We start from the raw sequence: 26,264 nt of genomic DNA, 5'->3' as shown, positions 1-26,264 counted from the left end.
CGCATCGAAAAGGTCCTGCGCCATTCGCCCCCCAGCACTTGCTCAACGGCTACGGGCCGACGGAAAACACCACTTTCACCACCACTCACGCCATCACCCTCGCGGATGCATTGGCCGGTGACATTCCCATCGGCCGGCCCGTGGGCAACACCCAGGTCTATGTGCTGGATGAACAGCGCCGCCCAGTGCCGATTGGGGTGGCCGGCGAGCTCTACGTCGGTGGTGATGGCTTGGCCCTGGGGTACCTGAACCAACCCCGACTGAGCGAAGAACGCTTCGTCGCCAACCCCTTCAGCCAGGCGCCCGGGGCACGCTTGTACCGCACCGGCGACCTGGTGCGCTGGCGCGCAGACGGCGTGCTGCTGTTTCTGGGCCGTAATGATTTCCAGGTGAAGATCCGTGGCTTTCGCATCGAGTTGGGGGAAATCGAAGCCCAGCTCAAGGCCCTGCCGGGAATGAGCGAGGCGCTGGTGCTGGCCGATGCCCAGCAGCGCCTGCTGGCCTACTTCAGCGCCACCGAAGCGCAAGAGCCCAACGCCCTGCGCGCCCGCCTGGCAGCCGTGCTGCCGGACTACATGCTGCCGGCAGCTTTCGTCCAGGTGGACGGTTTCGCGCTGACCGCCAACGGCAAGCTCGACCGCCACGCCCTGCCCGAGCCCGACGAACAGCATTTCGCCCTGCACTGCTACGAAGCGCCCCAAGGGCCAGTGGAAACCCGACTCGCCGAGTTGTGGGCCGAGGTCCTCGGCGTGCCGCGAGTCGGTCGGCAGGACAACTTCTTCGCCCTCGGCGGGCATTCGTTACTGGCGGTGCAGATGGTCGAGCAGTTGCGGGCCGAAGGCTGGCAGTTGGACGTGGGGACCTTGTTCAGCGCGGCGAACCTGCTCAATCTCGCATTGCTGCTGGAGAACCCGCTGGGTCCGGCCAAATCACAGGCGCTGCCTGAGGCACCCGCCATCGCGCCGGACTGCAAACGCATCACCCCGGCCATGCTGCCGTTGCTCAACCTGCCACAGCCTCAGGTCGACCTGATCGTGACGGCGGTGGAAGGCGGCGCCGCCAACGTGCAGGACATCTACCCCCTGGCGCCCCTGCAGGAAGGCTTGCTGTTCCAGCACCTGCTGCAACCGACTGACGATGCCTACCTGTTACGCGCGACGCTGGCCTTCGACAGCCGCCCACTGCTGGACGCCTTCATCGCCGCCTTCGATCAGGTAATCGCCCGCCATGACATCCTGCGCAGCGCCGTGCTCTGGGAAGGCCTGGACGAGCCGGTGCAAGTGGTCTGGCGCGAGGCGCCCCTGCCGGTGGTCTGGCTGGCGGCATGCGACGCCTTCGCCGAACAGCCCCTGGACATCCGCCGCGCGCCCCTGGCCCAGGCCTACGTGCGCTTCGACATGCCCAGCGGCCAATGGCAGTTGCAGTTGGTCCACCACCACCTGGCCATCGACCACGCCACCCTGGTGCTGTTGTTCGGCGAAGTCCGCACCTTGATGCAAGATCCGGAGCATCCGCTGCCTCCGACCGTGGCGTTTCGCCGGTTCGTCGCCCAGGCCCGCGAGCACCGGCGCCAGGCCAGCGCCGAGGCCTATTTCCAGCGGCTGCTCGGCACGCTCGACGAACCGACCCTGCCCTACGCGCTGCACGACATCCAGGGTTCCGGCCGCGACAACCGTGAGGCCCAGCGCTCACTCGACCCCGCCCTGGCCCGCCGCCTGCGGCAACTGGCCAAGACCCAGGCGGTGGGCGTCGCGAGCCTGTTCCACCTGGCCTGGGCCATGGTGGTCGGCAAGGCCAGCGGCCGCGACGACGTGGTCTTCGGCACGGTGCTGTTCGGCCGCTTCAGTGCCGGCCAGCAGGTGGAGCAGGCCCTGGGGCTGTTCATCAATACCCTGCCCCTGCGCATCGACCTCGACATGCCTCTGTATAGCGCCTTGCGCCAGACCCATGGACGACTGACCGAACTGCTCGCCCATGAACACGCGCCGCTGGCCCTGGCCCAACGTTGCACGGCGCTGCCCACCCAGGCGGCGTTGTTCTCAGCGCTGCTGAACTTTCGCCACAGCCAGGCACAACGCTCGGCCCGCCCAGAGTTCGACCTGCCCGGGGTGCGCCTGCTGGGCAGCGAGGAGCGCAGCAACTACCCGTTCTGCCTGTCCATCGATGACCTCGGCGAAGGCTTTGCCCTGACCGGACAGGTCCATCGTTCAGTCTGCGTCGACGCGGTCCTTGCGCAAATGATTCGGGCCCTGGAGGTAGTTGCCCAGACCCTGGAAACCGCTCCGGCCACCCGTGCCTGTGCCTTGGACATCCTACCTCGGGAGCAACGCCAGCAACTGCTGGAAGGGTTCAACGCCACACGGCAGGCGCATCCACGGGACACCCTGCTGCACCAGCCCTTCGAGCGGCAGGCGGCACTGCATCCCGACGCCGTGGCGGCGCAGTTCGAAACGGTCGCGGGAGCCCAGCTCAGCTATGCCCAGCTTAACCAGCAGGCGAACCAGTTGGCCCACGCCCTGCTGATGGCCGGGGTGCGCCCCGATGACCGGGTAGCGATCAGCCTGCAACGTGGTCCAGACCTGTTGGTCGCCCTGCTCGCCACCTTGAAGGCCGGCGCGGCCTACGTACCGCTGGACCCCAACTACCCGCCGGCGCGTCTTGCGCACATGCTCGAAGACTGCGCACCCCGGCTGGTCCTGAGCAGCCAGGCCGTGGCCAGTGGGTTACCGGCCACGGCGGTCGAATGCTGGCGCCTGGATGCAGCGCAGTTGCGGGACCGGTTGGCGACCCTGCCCACGGAAAACCCCAGGGTTGCGGACCTGGGCCCAGCGCACCTGGCCTACGTCATCTACACCTCGGGCTCCACCGGCCTACCCAAGGGCGTGATGATCGAGCACCGCAACGCCTGCAACTTGCTGCATTGGGCGCTACGCAGCTTCGACGCCGAGGAATGGCGCCGCAGCCTGTTCGCCACGTCGATCAACTTCGACCTGGCGGTCTTCGAATGCTTCGTCCCTCTCGCCGCCGGCGCGACCCTGCACCTGGTGGAGAACGCCCTGGCGTTGGTGGCCCGCCCCTGCCCGGTGTCGCTGATCAACAGCGTACCCTCGGCGGTGGAAGAACTGGTCAGGGTCGGCGCCGTCCCGGACAGCACCCGGGTGGTCAACCTGGCGGGCGAACCGCTCAAGCCGCGACTGGTGGAACAATTGTTCGCCCGCAGTGCGACGCAACGGGTCTGCAATCTCTATGGGCCAACGGAAACCACCACCTATTCCACCTGGCTGTCGATGGACCGTGCCGGGGGCTACCGGCCCGGCATCGGCCGGCCCTTGGACAACACCCGTGTCTACCTGCTCGACCGTCATCGCCAGCCGGTGCCGTTGGGCGTGGCCGGTGAGATCTACATCGGCGGAGCAGGCGTGGCGCGGGGTTATCTCAATCGTGCCGAGCTGACCCAAGAGCGCTTTTTGTCCGACCCCTTCGTCGACGATCCCCAGGCGCGCATGTACCGCACCGGTGACCTGGGGCGCTGGCGGGCCGATGGTTCGCTGGATTACCTGGGACGCAACGATTTCCAGGTCAAGGTACGCGGGTTCCGCATCGAACTCGGGGAGATCGAAACGCAGTTGCTGGGCATGCCGGCGGTGCGCGAAGCGGTGGTGCTGGCGCAGCCTGGCCCTGCCGGTGATCCGCGGTTGGTGGCCTATCTGATAGCGCAGGTCTCGACCACGCCCGTTCCGGACTTGGCTGAAGTACGCGCCTATCTGGAAAGTCGCTTGCCGGACTATATGCTGCCCAGCGCCTGCGTCGCCCTGCAGCAGCTGCCACTGACACCCAACGGCAAACTTGATCGCCAGGCCCTGCCGCTGCCCGAGGCACAGGCCAGCAGTGCCGTCAGGCAGGCGCCGCAAGGGGACACCGAACGGCGGCTGGCGGCCATCTGGACCCAGGTGCTGGGCGTCTCGGAAATCAGCCGTGACGACGACTTCTTCAGCCTTGGTGGGCATTCGTTGCTGGCGGTGCAATTACTCGAACAGTTGCGTCGCAATGGCTGGGACCTGGACATACGCAGCGTGTTCGAACGCTCGACACTGGCCGCCCAGGCCCTGCGCCTGGAAAACCTGGCCAGTGTTCCGGCGCCGGCACCAAGCGTAAGCGCCATCCCAACCCCGTGCGCCCGCATCAGCCCGCAGATGCTGGATCTGGTGACCCTTCCCCAGGCACAGATCGACCTGATCGCGGCGCGAGTGCCCGGCGGCGCCGGCAATATCCAGGACATTTATCCATTGGGCCCCTTGCAGGAGGGCATGCTCTATCACCACCGCGCCCAGCGCGAGGGCGATCGTTATGTGCTGCGCAGCCTGCTGGCCTTTACCGACGAGGCGCGCCTGCAACGTTTCTGCGCGGCGCTGGGCCAGGTCATCGGCCGGCACGACGCGCTGCGCACCCTGGTGCTCTGGGAGGACCTGGAGGAACCCGTGCAGGTGGTGCTGCGGCAGGTCGCGTTCACGCCTCGGCGTCTGGCGCTGGAGGGTGACGATATCGCGGCGCGGCTACAGGCCAGTGCCGACCCGCGCCACTACCGCCTCGACCTGCGACAGGCCCCACTGATCGAGGCCCGGGTGGCCTTTGACCCGGCGCAGGAACGCTGGCTGTTGCTGCTGTTGCATCACCACGTGGTGGTCGATCACACCTCCCTGGAATTGATGATCGAAGAGATCGCCCTGATCGAGGGCGGACGCCCGGCGGACCTGCCGCCGCCCACCAGCACCCGAGCCTTGGTGGCCCAGGCCCGGCGACCAGAAGCGGTGGCCGCCGCCCGCGCTTTTTTCAGCGAGCAGTTGGGCGATCTGGATGAACCCACCCTGCCCTTCGACCTTGACCTGCAAACCGATCCCCGCTGGCAGGCCCTGGAACACCAGCAGCCGCTGGCACCGGAGCTGGCGCGCCGCCTGCGTCGCCAGGCCGAAGCCCACGGGGTGAGCCCGGCGAGTGTCTGCCACCTGGCCTGGGCCCTGACGCTGGGGCGCCTGAGTGGGCGCGACGATGTGGTCTTTGGCACGGTACTGTTCGGCCGCCTGCAGGCCGGCGCCCACGCCGACCGGACCTTGGGCCTGTTCATCAACACCCTTCCACTGCGAGTACGCCTGGACGGCGGCGTCCACGCCATCCTGCGGCAGGTCCAGGACACCCTCAACGGTCTGCTCTGCCACGAGCAGACCCCGCTGGCCCTGGCCCAGCGTTGCAGCGCGGTAGCGCCGGGGACGGCGTTGTTCAGCGCCTTGTTCAATTACCGCTACAGCCATGCCGGCCAGGCCAATGTGCACCAGGCCATGCCCGGCATGACCCTGCTGCACAGCGAGGAGCGAACCCATTACCCCTTCAACCTGGCGGTGGACGATCTGGGCGAAGGTTTCCAGCTGACCGCCCAGACCCACCCCGACCATGCGCCGGAACGGCTGCTGGGCTTCATGCTGGCGGCCCTGCACACCCTGGTTGAAGCGCTGGAACAGACCGACGATGGGCACATCCAGTCATTGGACGTATTACCCGCCGCCGAGCAGGCCCGGTTGAATCGCCTCAATCCAGTGCTGTCCGTGTCAGCGCCCGACGGCACCCTGCACGGGCGCTTCGCCGAGCAGGCCGCTCGCCACCCCGACGTCCTTGCGCTGATCGACGAGCACCGCCAACTGAGCTTTCGACAGCTCGACGAACAGGCCAACCGCCTGGCCCATCACTTGCTGGACCAGGGCGTACGGCCCGGGCAACGGGTCGCGGTGTGCCTGGACCGCGAAGCGCACCTGGCGATCGCCTTGCTGGCGGTGTGGAAAGCCGGCTGCGCCTATGTGCCGCTGGACCCTGATTATCCGGCTCCGCGGCTGGCCTTCATGCTGCAAGACAGCGCTCCGGCGGCGCTGCTCACCCAGGAGCGAGTGCGCGAGGGGCTGCCGACATTCGACGCCGGGCCGCTGATCTGCCTGGATGCCGTTGGTGCCGTCTGGCAGCAGGCCGCAACCGACGATCCGGACATCGGCACCCAGCCCAGCGACCTCGCCTATCTGATCTACACCTCAGGCTCCACCGGCCAGCCCAAGGGCGTCATGGTCGAGCACCGCTCGGTGCTCAACCTCTGGGCCGGGTTGCACCAGCGTCTGGCTGACCTGCCGGCGGGTACGCGCTGCTCGCTCAACGCCTCGGTGGCCTTCGACGCCTCGGTCCAGCAGTTGTGTCAGTGGCTGAGCGGCCACTGCCTGGTGTTGATTCCAAAACGCGTGCGCCTGGACGCGGCGGCCCTGCTCGATTACCTGCAGAGCCAGCAGGTAACCCTATTCGACTGCACCCCGACCCAGTTGCAGGCGCTGCTCAAGCATCGCCAGACGCTGGCCCTGCCCCAGCCGTTGCCCCGCCGCCTGCTGCTCGGCGGCGAGGCCGTCCCCGCAGAGCTCTGGCAGCAACTGGCCGGCGAACCCGGCGTGCGGGTGCTGAACGTCTACGGCCCGACCGAATGCACGGTCGACACCACCAGCGCCTGGCTGGATCAGCATCCGCTGCCCAGCCTTGGCCAGCCCCTGCCCAATACTCAGGTGCACGTGCTCGATCATCATGATCGGCGCGCACCGCTGGGGGTGGTGGGTGAAATCCACATTGGCGGCCAAGGCCTGGCCCGTGGCTACTGGCAGCGCGAGGCGCTAACCCGGGAGCGGTTCATCGCCGACCCGTTCTCGCTCCAGCCCGGCGCGCGGCTGTACCGCACCGGCGACCTCGGTCGCTGGGAGCTTGATGGCAGCCTCAGCTACCTTGGCCGCACCGACTTCCAAGTGAAGATCCATGGGCACCGCATCGAGCTGGGGGAAATCGAAAGCCATCTGTTGGCGCTGCCCGGTGTTCGGCAAGCGGTGGTGGTCGGTCGTCCCGATCGCCATGGCGTGGCCCGACTGATCGCGTACCTGCTGGGCGACGCGCCACCGACGCCGGCACAGGCGCGGACGGCCCTGGGCGAACGCTTGCCCGAGTCGATGCTGCCCAGCGCCTATGTGCGCCTGGATAGCCTGCCGTTGACTTCCAACGGCAAGCTCGACCGCAATGCCCTGCCCGAACCCGACGCCCAGGCGTACGTGCAAACCCGTTACGAAGCCCCCAAGGCGACATCGAGATAGCCCTGGCGGCCATCTGGTGCGAGCTGCTGAACGTCGAGCGGGTCAGCCGGCACGACAATTTCTTCGCCCTCGGCGGCCACTCGCTGATTGCCATGGGGCTGGTGGAGCGCATGCGCCAGCACCACCTGCGGGTCGACATCAGCCAATTGTTCACCGCACCGACCCTTGCCGGTCTGGCCGCGGCCACTACTCCATTGAAGGAACTGCTCCTGTGACTGCGGATCAATTGCTGGCTCTGCTCAAACACCGCGGCGTGACCCTGTCGTTGCGCGGCGACCAACTCTCGGTGGTGGCCGACGATGAAGTGCTGGCCGACCAGGAGTTGATCGCCCTCCTGCGCAGCCACAAGCCGGCGCTGATCGAAGCCCTGCGCCAGCCCGCGGCGCAGCCCGCCGGCACCAGCGGACTGCCGGCGGGCACCACCGCCATCACCCCAGCGCTTCTCGAACTCTGCCAGCTCGACGCGACTCAGATCGAGGGCATCGTCGCCAGCGTTCCGGGCGGTGCCGCCAATATCCAGGACATCTACCCGCTGGTGCCCCTGCAGGCCGGCATCCTCTTCCACCACCTGCTCCAGGAGCGTGGCGATACCTACCTGCTGCACGTGCTACTGGCCTTCGATGACGAACCGCGCCTGCGTCGCTTCATGGATGCCCTCAACCAGGCCATCGCCCGCCACGACATCCTGCGCACCGCGCTGGCCTGGGAAGGTCTCGATGCGCCGGTCCAGGTGGTGTGGCGTCAGGCCCCGCTGACGCTGGAATTGTTCAGCCCGCCCGCGGGCGACGTGGCCACCGCGTTGCGCACCTGGACCGATCCCAGGGAGCATCGGTTGGACCTGCGCCAGGCACCCCTGATGCGCGCGGTGGCTGCAGCGGATCCGGCAAACGGTCGCTGGCTGCTGCAACTGCTGCACCACCATGCGGTGATGGACCATACATCGCTGGAGCGGCTGGTGAGCGAGGTCGCGGCGATCCAGCAGGGCCGCCTGGCCGACTTGCAACCGCCACGCCCGTTCCGTGATTTCGTGGTGCGCGCCCGCCAGGGCCTGAGCGAAGCGCAACACGCAGCATTCTTCACCGAGCTGCTTGGCGATATCGACGAGCCCACCGCGCCCTGCGGGCTGCTCGATGTGCGCGGCGACGGCAGCCAGGTGCAGACCCTGGAAGCGCCGCTGGCGCTGGATCTGAGCCGGCGCATCCGCGAACTGTCGCGCCGCCTGGAAGTCAGCAGCGCCAGCCTGTTCCATCTGGCCTGGGCCCTGGTGCTGGGCAAGACCAGCGGCCGTGACGACGTGGTGTTCGGCACGGTGATGTTCGGTCGCCTGCTGGGCGCCGCCGAAGCAGCCACCGCCATGGGCCTGTTCATCAATACGTTGCCGTTGCGGGTGCGCCTGGCGGTGCCGGTGAGGCAGGCGCTGCGCGACACCCATGGGTTACTCAGCCGGTTGATCGCCCATGAGCACGCGCCCTTGGGCCTGGCCCAACGCTGCAGCGCGCTGCCCAACGGCACGGCGCTGTTCTCGGCGCTGCTCAACTACCGGCACAGCACGGCCCAGGGGCCTGCTGCGGTGCTCGATGGCATGCAGGTTCTGGGCGGTGAGGAACGCACCAACTATCCCTTCAACTTGTCGGTCGACGACCTGGGCGATGGGTTTTCGCTGAGCCTGCAAATCGATCCCCTGGTGGGCGCGGCCCCGGTGCTTGGCTGGCTGCAAACGGCCCTGGATAACCTGCTCGACGCGCTGGAAGGTACACCCCAGCGCCTGGCCTGCCATCTTTCGATACTCCCGGCGGCGGAGCGTGAGCAACTGCTGCGCACGTTCAACGCTACTGCCCGGCCGCTGCCCGAGCGGGACCTGTTGCACCTGGCCCTGGAACGTCAGGCCGAACACCAGCCCCAGGCCATCGCCGCACGTTTCGACGCGGCCGATGGCGCCAGTCCGTTGACCTATGGAGCGCTCAACGCCCAGGCCAATCGCCTTGCCCACCTGTTGCTGGGCGCCGGCGTGCAGCCGGACAGCCGGGTAGCGATCTGCCTGGAGCGTGGCCCGCATCTGCTGGTCGCCCTGCTCGGCATCCTCAAGGCCGGCGCGGCCTATGTGCCGCTGGACCCGGCGTACCCGCGCGAGCGGCTGTCGCACATGCTCGAAGACAGCGCGCCCCAGGCGTTGCTGACGACCACCGCACTGCAAGCCAGCGTGACGGCGCCGGCGGGTTGCACCGCCCTGTGCCTGGATGATCCGCAGACCCAGGCCCGTCTGGCCGAGCAGCCGGCCGACAACCCGGACCCGGCGCGCCTGGGCCTGACTGGCGCGCACCTGGCCTACGTGATCTATACGTCGGGTTCCACCGGCCTGCCCAAGGGCGTGATGATCGAGCACCGCAATGCTTGCAACCTGTTGCACTGGGCGCTGCGCACCTTCAATGCCGAAAGCCTGCGAGACAGCCTGTTCGCCACCTCGATCAACTTCGACCTGGCGGTCTTCGAGTATTTCGTGCCCTTGGCCGCCGGTGCGACCCTGCACCTGGCCACCAATGCCCTGGCCCTGCTCGACCGTCCAGTGCCAGTCACCCTGATCAACAGCGTGCCCTCGGCGCTCGATGCGCTGGTGGGGGCCGCGGCGATCCCGGCCTCGACGCGAGTGGTCAACCTGGCCGGCGAACCACTCAAGCAGGGCCTGGTGCAAAGGATCTTCGACCACAGTGACGTGCAGCGCCTGTGCAACCTGTATGGACCATCGGAAACCACCACCTATTCGACCTGGGTCTCGATGGACCGCGCCGAAGGCTTTGTGCCGGGCATCGGTCGGCCGCTGGACAACACCCAGGTCTACCTGCTCGATGGGCACCGGCAACTGGTGCCCCATGGCGTGGTGGGCGAGCTGTACATCGGCGGCGCCGGTGTCGCTCGGGGTTACCTGAACCGGCCGGCGCTGACCGAGGAACGTTTCCTCCCGGACCCGTTCGCAGCCCAGCCCGGCGCGCGGATGTACCGCACCGGCGACCTTGGTCGCTGGACCGGGGATGGGCAACTGCTCTACCTGGGGCGCAACGACTTCCAGGTCAAGGTGCGCGGCTATCGTATCGAACTGGGCGAGATCGAAAGCGCCCTGGCACGTGTTCCGGGGGTGCAGCACGCGGTGGTCGTGGCTCGTCAGGAGCCAAGCGGCGATGCGCGGCTGGTGGCGTATTGGGTGGCCCAGCCGGAAGCGGCGCCTGACGAGGCGATACTGCGCGACGCCCTGGCGGCGGTACTGCCCGAGTACATGCAACCCAGCGCCTACGTGGCCCTGCCCGCCCTGCCACTGACGCCCAACGGCAAGCTCGATCGCAGCGCGCTGCCGGCACCGGAACAGGCCGCCAGCGGACACTTCGAAGCGCCCATGGGGCCGCTGGAGAACCAACTGGCGACGATCTGGGGGCGCCTGTTGGGCCGGCCGCGGATCGGCCGCGACGAGCATTTTTTCCAGGCCGGTGGCCACTCTCTGCTGGCGGTGCAATTGGTCTCCCAACTGCGTCAGCAATTGCGCGTCGAACTGCCCTTGGCCAGTGTGTTCGATCACCCGACGCTGCAACGCCAGGCACGGGCCATCGAAGCCCTGGGCGCGGCCGGGCTCCACGGCGCGGCGCCGATCCCGGCCGGTCCACGGCCGGCGCGGCTGCCGTTGTCGTTTGCCCAACAACGCCTATGGTTCATCGCGCACCTGGATGCCCAGGCCAGCGCGGCCTACCACATGGCCGGAGGCCTGCGGCTGCGCGGTGAGCTGAATGACGCGGCCCTGGGCGCCGCGCTGGCGCGCATCGTCGAGCGGCACGAAGCCTTGCGCAGCCGTTTTGTGTCCGACGGTGGCGAGCCGTGTCAGGTGGTGGATCCTGGGCATTCGCTGCTGATGCCATGCCACGACCTGCGGGATCAGTCGCCAGCCCAGTTGCAGGCCCATTACACCGCTGAAGCCCAGGCGCCTTTCGATCTGGCCGGCGGCCCGCTGTTTCGCACCCGCCTGTTGCGCCTGGCCGAGCAGGAACACGTCCTGCTGGTGACCTTGCACCACATTGTCGGCGACGCCTGGTCCCTGGGCGTGCTGACCCGAGAGTTGAGCGAGCTGTACCGGGCTTTCAGCCGGGGGCAAGCCGATCCGTTGCCACCGCTGGCCATCCAGTACGCCGACTACGCCCTGTGGCAACGCTCCCCACGACAGGCGCAACGCATCGCTGAGCAACTGAACTACTGGCGCACCCAACTGGCCGACGCGCCCCCTTCGTTGAACCTGGCCCTGGACCGGCCGCGCCCGGCCCGACAGGACTTCACCGGAGCCAGCCTGGAGCTGAGCATCGACGCCGCACTGGTGCGGTCCCTCAAGCACTTGAACGAACGCCACGGCACGACGTTGTTCATGACCGTGCTGGCCGCCTGGTCGGTGGTCCTTGGTCGGTTGTCGGGTCAGGATGACCTGGTCATCGGCTCGGTGCTGGCAAATCGCACCCGTGCCGAGGTCGAGCCGCTGATCGGCTTCTTCGTCAACACCCAGGCGTTGCGGGTGCGCCTCGACCGGGTCAGCCAGGTCGGCGAGCTGCTGGCCCAGGTACGGCGCACCGCGCTGGATGCCCAGGCCCATCAGGAGCTGGCTTTCGAGCAATTGGTGGAAGCCTTGAACCCGTCGCGTTCGTTGGCTCACAGTCCGATCTTCCAGGTCATGCTGGCCTGGCAGAATGCTCCGCAGCCGAGCCTGGCCCTGGGCGACCTGGAAGTGACCCCGCTGCCCACCGATGAGGACAGCGCCAAGTTCGACCTGACCCTGAACCTGTATGAGCGCGATGGCGCGATCGGCGGTCGGCTGACCTACGCCACGGCGCTGTTCGACCCCGGCACCGTGGAGCGTCACTGGCAGGCGCTGTGCGCCACGTTGCAGGCGATGGCCGAGAACGACCAGTTGCCGCTCCAGGCGCTGTCGATCCTCGGCGCGGACGAACGTCGGCAGGTGCTCCACGGATTCAATGAAACCACCCGCGATTACCCTGCCGACGAGCCCCTGCACCGTCTGTTCGAGGCCCAGGCCCAGCGCCGGCCCGACGCCACCGCGGTGCAGGACGGCGACCACTTGCTCAGTTACCGCCAGCTCGACCAACAGGCCGAGCAGCTGGCGCACTGGTTGGCCGAGCACGGCGTCACCCCGGGCGCCCGGGTCGCCCTGAGCCTTGCGCGCGGCCCGCGCTTGGTCACGGCGGTCCTGGCGATCCTGAAAAACGGCGCGACCTACGTGCCCATCGACACCGCCACCCCGCCGCAGCGTCAACGCGCGTTGCTGGACGACTGTGCCAGCGCCTGGCTGCTCTGTGAAACCCCGGACGCGTCGGTGCAAGGTACCGGCTACCAGATCTTGTGCCCCTGGGATCGCCTTGCGACCGCGGACGACCCCACCCCGCCGCGTCAGCCTGTGACAGTGTCGAGCGAAGCACCGGCCTACATCATGTACACCTCCGGCTCCACCGGAACCCCCAAGGGTGTGCAGGTGCCGCACCGCGCCATCACCCGGCTGGTGCGCAACAACGGCTTCGCCGAGTTCACCGCCCAGGATCGCTTCGCCCTCGCCGCCAATCCGGCCTTCGACGCCAGTACCCTGGAGATCTGGGGCGCACTGCTCAACGGCGGCTGCCTGGTGGTCTGCCCCAGGGAAACCCTGCTGGACGCGGCCCGCTTCAACGAGCACCTGCTGCACCACGAAGTCAGCGTGCTCTGGCTCACCGCCGGGCTGTTCCATCAGTACGCCGAGGCCCTGGCGCCGGCCTTCGGCGCGCTGCGCTACCTGATGGTCGGCGGCGACGTGCTCGATCCGCGGCGCATCGAAAAGGTCCTGCGCCATTCGCCACCCCAGCACTTGCTCAACGGCTACGGGCCGACGGAAAACACCACTTTCACCACCACTCACGCCATCACCCTCGCGGATGCATTGGCCGGTGACATTCCCATCGGCCGGCCCGTGGGCAACACCCAGGTCTATGTGCTGGATGAACAGCGCCGTCCAGTGCCGATTGGGGTGGCCGGCGAGCTCTACGTCGGTGGTGATGGGCTCGCCCTGGGGTACCTGAACCAACCCCGACTGAGCGAAGAACGCTTCGTCGCCAACCCCTTCAGCCAGGCGCCCAGGGCACGCTTGTACCGCACTGGCGACCTGGTGCGCTGGCGCGCCGACGGCGTGCTGCTGTTTCTGGGCCGCAATGATTTCCAGGTGAAGATCCGTGGCTTTCGCATCGAGTTGGGGGAAATCGAAGCCCAGCTCAAGGCCCTGCCGGGGATCGACGAGGCGCTGGTGCTGGCCGATGCCCAGCAGCGCCTGCTGGCCTACTTCAGCGCCACCGAGGCGCAAGAACCCAACGCCCTGCGCGCCCGCCTGGCAGCCGTGCTGCCGGACTACATGCTGCCGGCGGCTTTCGTCCAGGTGGACGGTTTCGCGCTGACCGCCAACGGCAAGCTCGACCGCCACGCCCTGCCCGAGCCCGACGAACAGCATTTCGCCCTGCACTGCTACGAAGCGCCCCAAGGGCCAGTGGAAACCCGACTCGCCGAGTTGTGGGCCGAGGTCCTCGGGGTGCCGCGAGTCGGTCGGCAGGACAACTTCTTCGCCCTCGGCGGGCATTCGTTGCTGGCGGTGCAACTGGTGGAACAGCTGCGGGTACAGGGCTGGCCGCTGGATGTACGCACGCTGTTCGGCGCCCCCAGTGTCGCCGCGCTGGCCGACTGCCTGGCACTGCGTCCTGCGCTCCCGGGTCTTGAACTTGCATCACTGCAGGCGACGATACCTGCCGGCTGCAGCCGTATCGTCCCTGAGCTGCTGCCCTTGGTGGAGCTGCCCCAGGCGCAGATCGACGCCATTGTTGCCCAGGTCGAAGGTGGCGCCGCCAACGTGCAGGACATCTACCCCCTGGCGCCTTTGCAAGAAGGCTTGTTCTTCCACTACTTGCTGCAGGAAGAAGGTGACACCTACCTGCTGCACACCACCCTGGCCTTCGACGACGAAGCCGGCTTGGACGGTTTTTGCCAGACGCTGCAACAGGTCATCGCCCGCCACGACATCCTGCGTACCGCCTTGGCCTGGGAGGGGCTGGAACAGCCAGTGCAGGTAGTCTGGCGTGACGCGCCACTGCCCATCGAGGTGCTGCCTATCACCGAGGCCGACGCCCTCGCCCAGTTGCAGGCGCACACCAATCCACGGCAGCGCCGCCTGGATATCCGCCAGGCGCCCCTGCTGCGGGTCGTCAAGGCCTTTGACGCCGCCGGGCAACGCTGGCTGCTGCAAGTGCTGCACCATCACCTGGTGCTGGACCACACCACCTTGGAGCGGATGGTCGAGGAAATCGTGCTGATCCAGCAGGGTCGCGCCGCGCAACTGCGCGAGCCGGTGCCGTTCCGGGCCTTTGTTGCCCACGCCCGGCACAGCCAGGACAGCGCCCGCCAACAACGGTTTTTCGAAGCCATGCTGGCGGATGTCAGCGAACCCACCGCGCCCTTCGGCCTGCTGGACGTGCAGAATACCGGTACCCTGGACGAAGCCCGGAGCGTCCTCGACCCGACGCTGGCGCTGGCCCTGCGGCAAACGGCGCGCCACCACCAGGTGAACGTCGCCAGCCTGTTCCACCTGGCCATGGCGTTGGTATTGGGCAAGGCCACGGGCCGCGCCGACGTGGTGTTCGGCACCGTGTTGCTGGGTCGTCTGCAGGGGATCGAGGGGGCGGACCAGGCCTTGGGGGTGTTCATCAACACCCTGCCGCTGCGCATCGGCTTCGCCCAGACTTCGGTAATCGACAGCCTGCAGCGCACCCATCAGGCGCTGCTGGACCTGCTTGAGCATGAGCACGCGCCGCTGACGCTGGCCCAGCGCTGCAGTGGCGTGCCGGCAGGGACGCCGCTGTTTTGCGCGTTGCTGAATTTTCGCTACAGCCTGGAGGACATGCCCCACCAGAGCGTCGCGGGCATGCAGGTGCTGGGCACCGCCGAGCGCACGAATTACCCCTTCACTTTCTCGGTGGACGACCTCGGTCAGGGCTTTGGCATCACCGCGCAGATTGCCGGCTCGGTGGGTGCGCAACGGGCCTTGGGGTTTCTGGAACACGCCCTCACCAGCCTGGTGCAAGCCCTGGGCAGTAGCCCGCTTCGTCTGGCCCGGACCCTGGATGTGCTGCCGCCAGCGGAACTCGCGCAGCTGGACCGGTTCAACGCCACGGCGCGTCCCCAGCCCCAGCGTGCCCTGCTCCACGAGCGCTTCGAGGCCCAGGCCCGGCAGACCCCGCAGGCCCTGGCAGTGCATTGCAAGGGCCGCCGGCTCAGCTACGCAGAGCTCGACCGCCAGGCCAATCACCTGGCGCGGCGCCTGCAAGCGCTGGGCGTCGGACCTGACGCGCGGGTCGGCATCCATCTGCGCCGCACTCCGGAACTGATCGTCGCCCTGCTCGCCGTACTCAAGGCCGGCGGTGCCTACGTGCCGCTGGACCCGGCCTATCCGGCGCAGCGCCTGGCCTACATGCTCGACGACAGCGCCCCGCTGGCGGTGCTGACCCTGGCCGACGCGCCGCTGGAACTGACGCTGGCCGACGATTGCCACCGCGTGAACGTCGATGAAGTGCTGCGCGGCGGCGAAACCGCGACCAGCGACACGCCGCTGGCCCTGGGGCTGGAAAGCCAGCATCTGGCCTACATGATCTACACCTCCGGCTCCACCGGACAACCCAAGGGGGTGATGATCGAACACCGCAACGCGCGCAATTTCCTCGACTGGGCCCTGGGCAGTTTCACCCCGCGAGTGCTGAGCCAGAGCCTGTTCAGCACCTCGATCAACTTCGATCTGTCGGTATTCGAATGCTTCGCGCCGCTGTCCTGCGGCGGCACCCTGGAGCTGGTGGACGATGCCCTCGCCCTGCTCGACCAGCGTCCGGAACTGAGCCTGCTCAATACGGTGCCCTCGGCCCTCGATGCGCTGTTGCGCGCAGAAGCCCTGGCGGACTCGTTGGAGAGCGTCAACCTGGCTGGCGAGGCGCTGCCCCGGATCCTGGTGCAGCGCCTGTTCGAGCAGAGCCGCGTGCGCCAGGTCAACAACCTCTATGGCCCGACCGAGACCACGGTCTACTCGACCTGGGCGGCGATGGACCGCGAAGGGGGCTTCGTCCCGCACATCGGCCGGCCCATCGACAACACCCAGGTGCACGTCCTCGATGACGCCATGCAACGCTTGCCCGTAGGCGTACCGGGCGAGCTGTACATCGGCGGTGCTGGCGTTGGACGCGGCTACCACCGGCGACCCGACCTGACCCGTGAACGCTTCCTCGCCGACCCCTTCAGCGACCAGCCCGGGGCGCGGCTGTACCGCACCGGCGACCTGGGTTTCTGGGACGTCCACGGCCAGCTCCACTACCTGGGGCGCAATGACTTCCAGGTCAAAATCCGTGGCTTCCGCATCGAACTGGGGGAGATCGAAAGCGCCCTGTTGGCCCTGCCGCAAGTGGCCGCGGCGACAGTCCTGGCAGTCCCGCGCAATGGCCGCGAGCCGGCGCTGGTGGCTTACGCCGTGGCCAGTCCTGGCCACGGGCCGTTGGCGCCGGCGGCCCTGCGCGACGCCCTGGCGAGCCGGCTGCCGGGCTATATGGTGCCGGCGGTCATCATGCCGCTGGACACCCTGCCGCTGACACCCAACGGCAAACTCGACCGCGGCGCCCTGCCACTGCCCGGCGAGGAGGCCTGGAGCAGTCAGGCCTACGAAGCTCCGCGGGGTGAGCAGGAAACCCTCATGGCCGCCATCTGGCGTGACCTGCTGGGGGTCGCCCGGGTCGGCCGGCACGACAATTTCTTCGAATTGGGCGGCCATTCACTGCTGGCGGTGCAATGGGTCTCGCGGGTGCGCCAGCGCCTGGGCCTGGAATTGCCCCTGGCGACCCTGTACGCGAACCCGACCGTTGCAGCCCTGGCCCCGTTGATGGCGGGCGCGGCGCGCTCTGCCCTGACGGCGATCCCGGTACTGCCGGACACTGCCGAACGGCCGCTGTCGTTCGCCCAACAGCGGCTGTGGTTCATCAGCCGCCTGGACGCCCAGGCGAGCGCCGCCTACCACATCAGCGGCGCCCTGGCCCTGGATGGCGAACTCGACGAAGCCGCCCTGGACCAGGCCCTGACCCGGATCGTCGAGCGCCATGGGGTGCTGCGCACCCTGTTCGTTGAACAGGACGGCGAAGTCCGGCAGGTCATCGAGCCAGAACCACGCTGGGGATCCTCGCGCCTGACCCTGGAAGCCAACGACGACGCCGGCCTGCGGGCGGCCCTGGCCACCGAAGCGGCGCAACCGTTCAACCTGAGCGAAGGGCCCTTGCTGCGGGCTCTGCTGGTGCGACAGCAGGACCAGCGCCATGTGCTGCACCTGACACTGCACCACATCATCGCCGACGGCTGGTCCATCGGCGTGCTGGTAGACGAACTGTCGGCCCTCTATAAGGCCTTTCGCCGGGGCACCCCGGACCCGCTGCCGGCCCTGGCGATTCAGTACGCCGACTATGCCGCCTGGCAACGCCAGTGGCTGGCCGGCGAGCGCGGTGCCGAACAGTTGGCCTACTGGCTCGCGCACCTGCGTGACGCACCAGCACGCATCGACCTGCCCAGCGACCGGCCGCGGCCGCCACGCCAGGACTTCAGTGGCGCGCGCCTGGCGGTCGCCCTCGATGAATCCACCAGCGCCGCGCTCAAGGAACTGGGCCGGCGCCACGGCACCTCGCTGTACATGACCCTGTTGGCCGCCTGGGCCGTGGTGGTCGGACGCCTGGCCGGCCAGGAGCAGGTGGTGATCGGGACACCCGTGGCCAACCGCACCCGCGCTGAAGTCGAGCCTCTGATCGGCTTTTTCGTCAACACCCAGGCGCTGTGCATCGACCTGGGCGGGGAACCGGATGTCGGCCAATTGCTGGCCCAGGTCCGCGAGCACGCCTTGGGGGCCCAGGCGCACCAGGACGTGCCGTTCGAGCACGTGGTGGAAGCGCTCAATCCGCCGCGCACCTTGGCCCACAGCCCCGTGTTCCAACTCATGTTCGCCTGGCAGAACGCGCCACGCGGAGCCTTGGACCTCGATGGCCTGAGCCTGACCAGTGTCGCCGGTGAGCAGATCACCGCGCCGTTCGATCTGTCCCTGGAACTGTACGAGGCCGATGGACGCATCATCGGAGGACTGAACTACGCCACCGCGTTGTTCGATCCCGCCAGTGTGCAACGGCATTGGGACTACCTGGCCAATGTGCTGCGCCAACTCTGCCTGGACGACCGCCAGCCGGTGGCGCGGCTGTCGCTGGTGGACGACCGGGAACGCGAGCGCCTGTGGCACCAGCTCAATCCGGTCCCGACGCCGTTCCCCGAAGCAGGCTGGGTGCATCGGCCGTTCGAACGGCAAGCACGGCAGCAGCCCGAGGCCCTTGCCGTGGAGCTACATGGACGCGGTTTGAGCTATGGCGAACTCGATCGCCAGGCCAATCATCTCGCCGCGCAGTTGTTGGAACTGGGCGCAGGCCCGGGCCAACGGATCGCCATCCACCTGCCCCGCAGCCTGGAGATGGTTTTGGCCCTGTTGGCCACGCTCAAGACCGGCGCGGCCTACGTGCCCCTGGACCCCAGCCAGCCCATCGCCCGCCGGCAGGCTATCGTCGACGATTGCCAACCCTGCCTGCTGCTCTGGGATGCCCAGCGCGTCGAAGCCCTGAGGCTCGGCGAGCACTGCCCAGCGCTGTCGGTTCGCCTGGCGGCCACCGTGGGTCCGGCGTCCGTCCTGCCGGAACTGGCGCCGCCGCGGCCGGATGACCTGGCCTACGTCATGTACACCTCCGGCTCCACCGGAACGCCCAAGGGCGTAGCCATGGGCCACCTGGCCTTGAGCAACCTGTTGGCCTGGCAGGCCGCCCAGGCGCTGCCCGGTCCGGCGCGGACCCTGCAATTCGCCGCGCTGGGCTTCGACGTGGCGTTCCAGGAGATCTTCTCCACCTTGGGCACCGGGGGCACCCTGGTGCTGCTGGACGAGACCCAGCGCCTGGACCTCGCCGGCCTGCCCCTATGGCTGGCGCAGGCGCGGATCGGACGGCTGTTCCTGCCCTACATCGCCCTGGCGACCCTGGCCGACGGTTGGGCCGAGGCGCCACTGGCGTTGCCGATGCTGCGGGACGTGATCGTCGCCGGCGAAGCGCTGCGCATCAACGGCGCCCTGCGCGCGCTGTTCGAAGCTCATCCCCAGGCCCGTCTGCACAACCACTATGGCCCCACCGAAACCCACGTGGTTTGCACCCACACCCTGTCCGGTGATCCTGCGCTCTGGCCGGACCTGCCGGTGATCGGCCGGCCGATCGCCAATACCCAGGTGTGCCTGTTGGACGGCAGCGGCCAATGGGTACCCCAGGGCGCGGCCGGCGAACTGCATGTCGCCGGCGTGGCCCTGGCCCAGGGTTACCTGAACCGGGCGCAGCTAACCGCCGAGCGCTTCATCGAGCACCCTTTCGACACCACCCCCGGCGCGCGCCTGTACAAGACCGGCGACCTCGCACGCTGGACCGCCGAGGGCACCCTGCAGTACCTGGGGCGCAACGATTCCCAAGTCAAGATCCGCGGTTACCGGGTCGAACTGGCCGAAGTGGAAAGTCGCCTCGATCAGTTGCCCGGCCTGCGCGAATCGGTGGTGATTGTTCTGCCGGGCGACAGCGGTCAGGCGCGCTTGGTGGCCTATTACAGCGCCAGCGAGACTCTCTCGCCGCTGACCCTGCGTAGCCAACTGAGCGAGCGCCTGCCCGAGTACATGCTGCCCAGTGCCTTCGTGCAACTGCCGGCACTGCCGATCACTGCCAACGGCAAGGTCGACCGTCAGCGCTTGCCGGCGCCTCCCGCCGATGCGTTCGCCCAGGGTCAATACAGCGCGCCCCAGGGCGAACTGGAAACCACTCTGGCAGCGATCTGGCGCGAACTGCTCGGGGTCGAGGCAGTGGGTCGTGACGATGACTTTTTTGCCCTGGGTGGGCACTCGTTGCTGGCGTTGCGCTTGCTGGCCAAGGTGCGCCATCGACTGGGCCTGGAAATGCCGCTCTCGGCGGTCTTCGCCCAGCCGCGCCTGCACGCGCTCGCCGCCGCCCTGGGCAACGCCGGGCGCAGCCGCCTGGGGCCGCTGCTGGCCAGTGACCGTAGTCAGCCGCTGCCGCTGTCGTTCGCTCAGCAGAACCTCTGGCTGATCCAGCAGCTCAATCCGGATTCCACCGCAGCCTTCAACATGCCCGCGGGCCTGCGTTTGCGCGGGCACTTGGATCTGGGCGCGCTGCGCAGGTCGCTGGACCGCATCGTCGCGCGGCATGAAAGCCTGCGTACCCGCTTCGTCAGTGTGGCGGGACAGGCGCGCCAAGTGATCGATTTGCCCCGAGCGCTGGCCCTGACGACCCTGGACCTGAGTGCCTCCGGCGCGCCGGACTGGCAATCGATCTGCGCCGAGGAAGCCGCTCGGCCGTTCGACCTCACGCGCCAATGGCCGATCCGCGCAAGCTTGCTGCGGCTGGACCACGACGACCACGTCGTCCTCGTCACGCTGCACCACCTGGTCTCGGACGGCTGGTCCATGGGCATCCTCACCGACGAGTTCTCCCGCCTGTATCAAGCGTTCAGCCAGGGGCGGGTCGATCCACTGCCGGCCCTGGACCGCCAATACGGTGATTACAGCCTCTGGCAGCGCCAATGGTTGCAAGGCGACGAACTGCAACGCCAGCGCGCCTACTGGACCCGCCACCTGCAGGACGCACCGACCTGCGTCGTCCTGCCCACCGACCGGCCGCGGCCGGCGCGCCTGGACTACGCCGGAGCCAGCCTGCCGGTGCGCATCGACGCTGAGCTGACCCACGGCCTCAAGGCCCTCGGCCAGCGCCACGGCACCACGCTCTACATGACCGTGCTGACGGCCTGGGCGGTGGTGGTCAGCCGGTTCTCGGGCCAGGACCGGGTGGTCATCGGCTCGCCGGTGGCCAACCGCAACCGGGTCGAGTTGGAGCCGCTGATCGGCTTCTTCGTGAACTTCCAGGCGCTGTGCATCGAAGTGGACGACGCCCCGACGGTGGACACCCTGCTGGCCCGGATCAGGGACCTGGCGCTGGCCGCCCAGGAACACCAGGACCTGCCGTTCGAACAGGTCATCGAGGCACTCAATCCGCCACGTTCCCAAGCCTACAACGCCGTGTTCCAACTGATGCTGGCCTGGCAGAACGCCCCGGCGGGCGAACTGGACCTGGGCAACGGCTTGCATCTGGAAAGCGTCGGTGCGCCGGTGACCACGGCCAAGTTCGATCTGGCGCTGGATGTGCACGAGGTGGACGGCATGATCGAAGGCGGCTTCAACTACGCCACCGCGTTGTTTGACGCCGATACCGTGGCTCGCCACTGGCAGGCGCTGCTCTCGGTGCTACGGGCGATGGTCGCGGACGACCGTCAATCGGTCGCCGACATCGACCTGCTCAGCCAAACCGAACGCGAGCAACTGCTCCATGGCTTCAACCCCGCCGTGGCGCTCCCCACGACCGATGGCGAGCGTCTGCACCAGCGCTTCGAGGCCCAGGCAGTCCGCCGCCCGGACGCCGTTGCGGTGGAGTACGGTGAACAACGGCTCAGTTATCGAGCGCTCAACGAGCGCGCCAATCGCCTGGCCCATCGCTTGCGTGGGCTGGGGGTCGGCGCGGACAGCCGCGTGGCAATCCATGTCGAGCGCAGCCTCGACATGCCCATGGCCATTCTCGCGACCCTCAAGGCCGGCGGCGCTTATGTGCCGCTGGATCCGGTCTACCCGGCCCAGCGCCTGAACTTCATGCTGGACGACAGCCAGCCGCGGGTGCTGTTGACCCTGGCTGATCTGCCGGTTGAACTGCACGTACCGGCCGGCTGCGAAGTCCTTTCCCTGGACCCGGATCGCGGCGGCTGGCGCGACCTGCCCTGCAGCGATCCGGCAGCCGATCCGCACGCCAGCGACCGCGACCTGGCCTACATCATCTACACCTCCGGCTCGACCGGCATGCCTAAGGGCGTGATGATCGAGCACCGCTCGGTGGTGCGGCTGTTCAGCGCCACCGATGCCTGGTTCGGCTTCGATGAGCGAGACGTCTGGACGCTGTTCCACTCCTACGCCTTCGACTTCTCGGTCTGGGAGCTCTGGGGCGCGCTGCTGCATGGCGGCCGGCTGGTGGTGGTGCCTTACCTGACCTCGCGCAGCCCCGAAGACTTCTACCGGCTGCTGGTGGAAACCGGCGTCACCGTACTCAACCAGACGCCCAGCGCCTTCTACGCCTGGATGAAGCAGACCCGCGCCGAACCCCATCGCCTGCGCTGCATCATCTTCGGCGGCGAGGCCCTCGATGGCGCGGCGCTACGGCCTTGGTTCGAGCGCCCGGACAGCCAGGGCACGCAGTTGGTGAACATGTACGGCATCACCGAGACTACGGTGCATGTGACCTACCAGCCCATCGATGCCGCCCACTGCCACGCCGGACTGGCCCCCATCGGCCGGCCGATCCCCGACTTGCGGGTCTATCTGCTCGATGAGCGGGGCGAACTGGTGCCCCGCGGCGTGGTGGGCGAACTCCACGTCGCCGGGCCGGGCCTGGCCCGCGGCTACCTCAACCGTCCAGCGCTGGACGCCGAGCGATTCCTGCCGGCGCGCTTTGCCGGTGGCGAGGGCGAGCGTCTCTACAGAACCGGCGATTTGGCGCGTTGGAGCAGCGACGGCACCCTGTACTACCTGGGACGCAACGACCAGCAGGTTAAGGTGCGCGGCTTCCGCATCGAGCTGGGGGAGATCGAAGCACGCCTCACGGCGCTGGACGACGTGCGTTCGGCACGGGTCCTGGCACGCCAGGACGAACCCGGTGATCCGCGGCTGGTCGCCTATCTGCTCGCCGAACCGGGCCGCCAGTTGGAGCCTGCGTCGCTGCGGTTGGCATTGGCCGAACAGTTGCCAGCACACATGGTGCCCGGCGCCTATGTGCAACTGGAACGATGGCCGTTGACCGCCAATGGCAAGGTCGACCGCGGCGCCTTGCCCGCGCCTGACCGGCAAGCCCTGCAACAGCGTCCCTACGCTGCGCCCCAAGGCGCCACGGAAAGCCTGCTGGCACAACTCTGGGCACGGTTGCTGGGGGTCGAGCAGGTGGGTCGCGAGGACAATTTCTTTGCCCTCGGCGGCCATTCACTGCTGCTGGTGCAAATGCTCGACGCCCTGCGCGAACAAGGCCTGGGCGTGTCCGTGGGCGACTTGTTCAATGCCGCGGACCTGGCGGCCCTGGCTCGTGAAGTGCGGCCTCTGGATGCCCAGGCCGTCGACCAGCAGGCGCTACTGTGCATCCGCGCCGGCACGGACCAACGGGCTCCGCTGTTCTTCATCCACGAAGGCACCGGCGAGGCGCTGCCCTACGCTCGCCTGGCCCGCTACCTCGACCCGGCGCTGGGGATATACGCGGTGCAAGCCGCCGCCGAACTGGAGCAAGGCATCTGCAACGAGACCCTCGCCAGCCGTTACATCGCGCTGCTGCGCAAGGTCCAACCCCAGGGCCCATACCGGCTCGCCGGCTGGTCGGCGGGCGGCCTGCTGGCCTATGAAATGGCACGCCAACTGCGAGGCGAGGATTGTCCGGTGGCGTTCGTTGGCCTGATCGACAGCAGCCAGCCGGGCGCACTGCGCGCCGCGGCGGTGACCCTGGACTTGGACGATGACGCACTGCGCCAGCAACTGCTCGCTTATCTGACGCAGCACTGGCGCAATGGGGCCGGCCAGGAGCCGGGGGACGCCTGGCACGCAGGCCTCGACCTTGATGCGCTGATCACCACGGCTCAGGAACATGGCTGGCTGCCCGGCGGCTTTGACCGCCAGGCACTGGACCGTCGCGCCCGCCTCAACCTGACCCTGCGCAACGCCATGGTCCGCTACAGGCCGGCGCCCCTGGGCCTGCCGGTGCACTTGTTCAGCGCGACTTCGCCTGTGCCGGGATTGTCCAGCCCGAACGGGCTTGGGGCCGATTGGCAGGCTCTGCTGGGCAACGATCTGGTGGAGCAACGCATCGAGGGTGATCACTGGTCGATCATGCGTGACCCCGAGCCGCTGCGACACCTGGCCCAAGCGCTGGAGCAGGCCTTGAGCCAGGCCGGACGGGATGTCGACGAACCGCGCGGCGGCCGTATCGGCTTTGTCTTGCAGACCGGCGCGGCGCAGGCGCCTTGCCTGTTCATGATCCCCGGTGCCGGGGCCAACGTCGCCAGCTTCGTGCCGCTGATCCAGCAGTTGGATGGGCGCTTGAACGTGATCGGCCTGCAAGCCCGCGGCTCCGATGGGCGCTGCGAGCCCCACGGGACGGTGCAGGCGGCCGCTAGCGCCTATGTGAAGGAGATCCGCAGACAGCAGCCGGATGGCCCGTATTACCTGCTCGGCCATTCGTTCGGCGGCTGGCTGGCGTTCGAAGTAGCCCGTCAGCTGCTGGCCGAGGGCGCGTTGGTCGCGCCGGTGGTGCTGCTCGACAGCCGCGCGCCCGGCCCGCGTCTGGCCAGCGACGCGCGCCACGCCCTGGCTCGTTACGTCGGCTTGCTGGAGATGGATGCCGGGCGCGACCTGGGCCTGGACATCGACCGCCTCGCCAGCCTCGAAGTCGACGAGCAATGCATTCAACTGCTGGCGAGCATGCAAGCGGTCGGGCTGATGCCGGCGCAGGCCCGAGCCGAGGCGTTGCAAGGGCCACTGCGGGTGTTCCAGGCCAACCTGGCGACGCAGTACCAGCCAACACCGCCCTACCCAGGGCCCGTGGTACTGGTCGAGGCTGGCCAGCACAGCGCCGAACCGGACGACCCGGCGCGACGCTGGGAGGCGTTCGCGCCTAACTGCAGGCGGCACGTTCTCGAGGATTGCAATCATTTGTCGATTCTCAAGTCTCGCGCGGCGCCGGCCCTCGCCGGTTTGCTGCGCCACCATTGGCCCGTGATCGAGGCACTGCCAAACCATGGCGATTGAACCTTCGCTACGCCCCTGGCTGTGGGCCTGGGGCGCCCAGGTCGCGTCCACCCTGGGCTCGGCCCTGGCGGCATTCAGCCTGGGGATCTGGTTGCTGCAGCAACACGGCAGCGTCACCGACTACGCCTGGGTCATCGCCCTGTCAGCCTTGCCCGGACTGCTGCTGGCGCCGCTGGCCGGCTGGCTGGTGGACCGCTGTGAAGCGCGTGCCTTGCTGTTGGGCGTGGAAGCCTGTAGCGGCGCGGCAGCGCTGACGCTCTGGTGGCTGTTCGAATCCAACGCCCTGGACCGCTGGCAGGTGTACGCCTTCGCCGCGGTGAACTCCAGCACCCTGGTGGTGCGCATGCTGGTGTGTCAGGCGGCCATCCCGCGACTTCTGCGCAGCCCCCAGGCGATCGGCCGGGCCAATGGCCTGATGCAGTTGATGGTGGGCTTGCCACAGCTGATCGCCCCCACCCTGGCGGCGCTGCTGTTGGGCAGCGTCGGGGTCGCGGGGTGCTGTTGCTGGACCTTGGCGCCGTGCTGTTATGCGCCACCGTCCTTGTCTGGATCGGCCTGTTCGTCAGCGCCGTACGCGGCACGGGCCAGGTCCGCGTCGGCGCCGAGGGCGGATCGTCGGTGGTCCTGGCCGTGCTGCGCGGGCGTCCGGCGCTGTGGGCGTTGCTGGCCTACCTCGGGCTGGAGCACTTGATGCTCGGCCTGGCCTCGGCGCTGTTGTCGCCACTGGTACTGGAGCGCCACTCGGTGCTGGTACTGGGCACACTGATGACCTGCGGTGGCCTGGGCATGCTCGGCGGCTCGCTGTGGGTGGTGGCCCGGCCGCCGGCACGGCTGATCCGCACTGTATTGCTGGCCGACCTGCTGCTCGGCGCCGCCGTCCTGACCATCGGCGCCAGCGCTTCGCCGGTGGTGCTGTATGTGGCCGCCTTCGTCGCGTTCGGCTGTTTTTCCCTGAGCACCAGCAGCGACCAAAGTTTCTGGCAACGCAGCCTGCCCGCCGACGCCCTCGGCCGGGTCTTGTCGGCCCGGCAAATGGTGTGCCTGCTGGCAATGCCCATTGGCGCCCTGGGCGCCGGCGCATT

At 68.2% G+C, this 26,264-nt stretch carries 4 protein-coding genes; all 4 read left to right on the top strand.

All coding sequences use genetic code 11. From position 1 onward, the window contains the following. Positions 1–38 precede the first annotated feature (38 nt). From ACZ5M5_RS12005 to ACZ5M5_RS11990, 4 genes are read left to right on the top strand one after another with little or no spacing between them, the layout of a single operon-like run. Positions 39–7,157, top strand: a complete 7,119-nt coding sequence (locus ACZ5M5_RS12005) for a non-ribosomal peptide synthetase (RefSeq protein WP_464739076.1) — start codon at positions 39–41, stop codon at positions 7,155–7,157. After that, positions 7,148–7,372, top strand: a complete 225-nt coding sequence (locus tag ACZ5M5_RS12000) for a phosphopantetheine-binding protein (protein WP_464739353.1) — start codon at positions 7,148–7,150, stop codon at positions 7,370–7,372. Before ACZ5M5_RS12005 ends, ACZ5M5_RS12000 begins: the two co-directional genes overlap by 10 nt. Beyond that, the gene (locus ACZ5M5_RS11995) at positions 7,369–25,182 is read left to right on the top strand and encodes an amino acid adenylation domain-containing protein (protein ID WP_464739075.1); all 17,814 of its coding nucleotides are present in this window, start codon (positions 7,369–7,371) and stop codon (positions 25,180–25,182) included. Before ACZ5M5_RS12000 ends, ACZ5M5_RS11995 begins: the two co-directional genes overlap by 4 nt. Continuing rightward, entirely contained in the window at positions 25,172–25,873 is a 702-nt protein-coding gene (locus tag ACZ5M5_RS11990) for an MFS transporter (protein WP_464739074.1), read from the top strand. The genes ACZ5M5_RS11995 and ACZ5M5_RS11990 overlap by 11 nt, the downstream gene beginning before the upstream one ends. Positions 25,874–26,264: the final 391 nt, after the last annotated feature.

Source organism: Pseudomonas sp. Van50 (assembly GCF_055390755.1).
This window is presented reverse-complemented; position numbering and strand designations above follow the sequence as displayed.

Bases quoted from the DNA above. Each gene is read 5' to 3' on its own strand.
- ACZ5M5_RS11990 (WP_464739074.1), top strand. From the start codon at position 25,172: ATGGCGATTGAACCTTCGCTACGCCCCTGGCTGTGGGCCTGGGGCGCC.